The organism is Pseudomonas sp. P5_A2_2, assembly GCF_054177685.1.
This window is the reverse complement of sequence record NZ_JBGCUL010000481.1, coordinates 1-3,435: the sequence shown is the minus strand read 5'-3', so window position 1 is coordinate 3,435 and position 3,435 is coordinate 1. Positions and strand designations below refer to the sequence as shown.

General features: G+C 59.2%; 4 protein-coding genes. 1 reads left to right on the top strand and 3 read right to left on the bottom strand.

What is annotated here, in order from left to right; all coding sequences use genetic code 11:
- The coding region (locus tag ACXRVY_RS20795) for a GntR family transcriptional regulator (RefSeq protein ID WP_458238131.1) at positions 1–562 on the bottom strand (562 nt) is incomplete at its 3' end.
- 366 nt (positions 563–928) lie between these two features.
- On the opposite strand from ACXRVY_RS20795, the gene ACXRVY_RS20790 reads away from it, so the two are divergent.
- A complete protein-coding gene (locus ACXRVY_RS20790) occupies positions 929–2,074 on the top strand; it encodes a M14 family metallopeptidase (RefSeq protein WP_458238130.1) in 1,146 nt (381 codons plus the stop codon).
- A gap of 104 nt (positions 2,075–2,178) precedes the next feature.
- Here ACXRVY_RS20790 and ACXRVY_RS20785 read toward each other — a convergent pair whose 3' ends face one another.
- Both ACXRVY_RS20785 and ACXRVY_RS20780 read right to left on the bottom strand, forming a co-directional pair.
- Positions 2,179–2,724: a cytochrome b gene (locus ACXRVY_RS20785; RefSeq protein WP_223461479.1), complete on the bottom strand. Its 546-nt coding sequence runs from the start codon at positions 2,722–2,724 to the stop codon at positions 2,179–2,181.
- The coding region (locus tag ACXRVY_RS20780) for a catalase family peroxidase (protein ID WP_458238129.1) at positions 2,721–3,435 on the bottom strand (715 nt) is incomplete at its 5' end. The genes ACXRVY_RS20785 and ACXRVY_RS20780, both read right to left, overlap by 4 nt.

Below are 3,435 nucleotides of genomic sequence, written 5' to 3'. Positions count from 1 at the left end.
CGATCGCGGCGTGTTCGTCCCGGGCACTGCGGGGCTTTTCGGCATGTTGCAGCCACAGGCGCATGTGCGGCTCGATCACCGAATACAGCGCCGAAATTTGCCGCATCAGGCGCGGGCGTTCACTCAGGCTGCACAGGTATTCATGGAAGGCGCGATGACGGCTGACCCACTCGGCACCGTCCTCGCGGTAGTCGTCCATCTCGTCGAGCAGACGCTCCAGATGGCTGAAATGGCGCTCGGTCATTTTGCTGACAGCCACCCGGATGGCGAGCCCCTCAAGGGCACTGCGCATCTCGAACACTTCACGCATTTCGTCGATGTTCAGGCCCCGTACGATGGCGCCGCGATTGGGCCGCAACGTCACCAGGCCGTCGGCATCCAGACGGCGGAACGCTTCGCGCACCGGCATGCGGCTCATGCCGATTTCACCGGCGATGTCCTCGGCGATCAGCCGTTCGCCGGTGCGGTAACGTCCTTTGCAAATGGCCTCCAGAAGAAAGTTGTAAGCCTCCTCCTCAGCAGTGACAGGCTGGCGCTCGGTATAGGCAGGGGCGAATTTCATCAGTGCACCTTTTGTATTTTTGTATCCAATTATCCATAAAGCCAAAAAGGCACATTGCATGCCAGAATCAGCGAATCGAATGCAGGCATTTGATTACATTGATGTATCAGCCATCACGATGACTGGTTGCAGACAAGAGTATTGATCCGGAACGAGTTGAAATGCCCCATCCTGTCACCTGAAGGCCACAAAACGGTGCTGGTGGTAACACGGATGATCGCTACGCTTGGTTGGAGGACTTCGTGGCAAACCTTGAGTCGCAAAGTGAACAGGCGCCTTGGTGGTAAGACGGTTTTTCTCCGCTCCTAAGGCCCTGCACTTGCGTGTAAAGTGGCCGCCATAAAAATCTTGATCAGGAACCCAACCGTGGCTAAATCCTCCCTCGACATCAGTGCCAACTTCGACAGCGGCAACATCCAGGTAATCGATGTCAGCGACCCGCTCAAGYCCCTGCTGGCGATCCGCCCCGATACCAAAAGCAACCATTTCCAATGGTTCCACTTCAAGGCCAGCGGCCTGCATGTTGGCCAGGAGCACTGGTTTCGCCTGAACAATGCCAGCCAATCCTCCTATAACAAGGCCTGGACCGGTTATCAGGCGGTGGCGTCCTACGATCACGTCAACTGGTTCCGCGTACCGACCATTTTCGAAGGCGATTGCCTGCGTTTCAGCCTCGAAGCCGAGCAGACCCACGCCTGGTTCGCTTACTTCGAACCCTACAGCCGTGGCCGCCACGACTGGCTGATCGAGCAGGCACTGACCAAGGCCGGCACCGAACTGCTGGCCACCGGCAAAAGTGTCGAAGGTCGCGACATTCAATTGTTGCGCAAAGGCACCGGGGCCGAGGGCCGACGCAAGGTATGGATGATTGCCCAGCAACATCCGGGTGAACACATGGCCGAGTGGTTCATGGAAGGCGTGATCGAGCGCCTGGAAAAACACGACGACCCTGTGCTGAATAAACTGCTGGCCAGCGCCGATCTGTACCTGGTACCAAACATGAACCCGGACGGTGCTTTCCACGGCAACCTGCGCACCAATGCCATGGGCCAGGACCTCAACCGCGCCTGGCAGAGCGCCAGCCAGGAAATCAGCCCGGAAGTCCTGTTCGTTCAGCAGCAGATGGAAAAGTACGGCGTCGACATGTTCCTCGACGCCCATGGTGACGAGGAAATCCCTCACGTATTCACCGCCGGTTGCGAAGGCAACCCCGGTTACACGCCGCGGATCGAAAAGCTCGAGGAGCACTTCCGCAGTCATCTGAAGCACACCACCAAAGACTTCCAGACCAGGTACGGCTACACCCGCGACGAACCGGGCCGGGCCAACATGACGCTGGCCTGTAACAGCGTCGGGCAGAAGTACGACTGTCTGTCGTTGACCCTGGAAATGCCGTTCAAGGATCACGACGATCATCCGAATCCGTTGACGGGCTGGTCGGGCAAGCGCTCGAAGCAGTTGGGCAAGGATGTACTCACCACCATTGCGGACATGGTCGACACCTTGCGTTGATTGCCCTTCTAGATCAAAAGAGCGCAGCCTGCGGCAGCTCCTACATTGGAATGCGTTTCCCTGTAGGAGCTGCCGCAGGCTGCGATCTTTTTTTTACCCAGCTATTATCCGCGATCCTTACCCCGCAACATGCTGTCCAGCACCTCATCGCGACGCACCCATCCGTGAAACAACGCTGCCGCCAAATGCAGCAACACAGTCAGAAACAACAGATACGCCAGATACCCGTGCGCCTTGCGCAAAAACGCAAACACCTGCGCGTTCGCCGGCACAATCGACGGTAGTTGCAGCGAACTGCTGAGCATGACCGGCTCGCCCGACGCCGAAATCATCGCCCAGCCCAACAGCGGCAGAACCAGCATCAAGGCGTACAGCAACACATGCGACGCCTTGGCCGCCCGCATCTGCCAACCCGGCAAGTCCGCGGGCAATGGTGGCTGTGTGGTGGAGAAACGCACCACCAGGCGCACGATCACCAACAGCAAAATCGCGATGCCCAAGGGTTTGTGCAGATGAATCAGCCATTCATGACGCTCGGACACCGAGGCGACCATGCCGGCGCCGATAAACAGCATCGCGATGATCATCGGCGCCATCAGCCAGTGCAGCAGGCGCGCCAGCGGGGCAAAGTGGTTCGGTTGGTTGCTCATTGCTGGGCCTCCTGTTTGGCGGCGGGCAACTGGCTGACTTCGCTGGTGCGACGCAGGTAGGAATTGGCGTAACCGGCTGAACGGGTGGCGAGCAACGGGTCGTCGGAACCTTCGATCCCGGCAGGCAACACCAGCGGATCGTAGTTGATGTCACGGCATTCACCGTTGAGTTGCGGTTGAGTCTTTTCAAGCACCAGGGTGCCAGCGTTCAACACCTTGCGCCCTTCGGGCCAGGCCTTGCTGGCGTCGTTGACCGGATCGCCGGGGTTGGCCAGGGTGATGTTCAACTGCCAGCGCAACGGGCCGGCGGCAATTCGCTGAACCAGGTCTTTCTCTAGGAAATCATTGCCCTCCGGTGCCGTGCCCCCCGGTGCGTCCTGGGCCAGTGGCACCATGTTCCAGCGCACGGCCTGGCGTTGGCCGGCCGCGTTGACCAGGTAGAACGCATTGACGCTGTTGTAGTTTTCGGTCACGTAACTGGCCGACGGCTTGGCAGTCTTGATCCAGGCCCGGAACGGTGCGGCTTCCGGGTGCGAATCAAAAAACGCCGATACCGTCTTGGGGTCCGGTTTGCCGGTGGCCGGGTCTGGCGACTGGGCTTTCTGCAATTGATAGAACGCCTCGGGCGTGCCCACCGGGAACACCGGCATGCTGTTCATCCCGGTGCGCCACTGCTGGCCGTTGGCCTGAGTAAAACGCAAGGCCATGCTG

Bases quoted from the DNA above. Each gene is read 5' to 3' on its own strand.
- ACXRVY_RS20785 (WP_223461479.1), bottom strand. From the start codon at position 2,724: ATGAGCAACCAACCGAACCACTTTGCCCCGCTGGCGCGCCTGCTGCAC.